The 262-nt window shown below is 63.4% G+C and carries 1 protein-coding gene; it reads right to left on the bottom strand.

What is annotated here, in order from left to right:
- Window positions 1-262 (bottom strand): iron chelate uptake ABC transporter family permease subunit (locus tag ACTHSX_RS10700; RefSeq protein WP_440379675.1); only part of this gene is annotated, 262 nt, incomplete at both ends.

Here is a 262-nt window from a genome sequence, read left to right as displayed (position 1 = left end):
CGCCCCCGCTACCCCCGCCGCCCCCGCCAGCAGCGCGCCGGGTAGGAAGAAACGTTGGTCTTCGCCCACAAGAATCCGCGCCACATGCGGGGCAACCAAGCCGATATAGCCGATGACGCCGACAAAACTGATTGCCGTCGCAGTCATGACGGCTACCAACACCAGCGTTTTCAGGCGCAAAAGGTGCAGATTAATGCCCAGCCCGACAGCGCGTTCTTCGCCCAAGCGCAGCGCGGTCAGCTCCCACACATCACGCGAAAGC

Origin of the sequence: Neisseria sp. P0014.S002, from assembly GCF_051958295.1 — a bacterium.
GTDB classification, from domain to species: domain Bacteria; phylum Pseudomonadota; class Gammaproteobacteria; order Burkholderiales; family Neisseriaceae; genus Neisseria; species Neisseria flavescens_B.
This window is presented reverse-complemented; position numbering and strand designations above follow the sequence as displayed.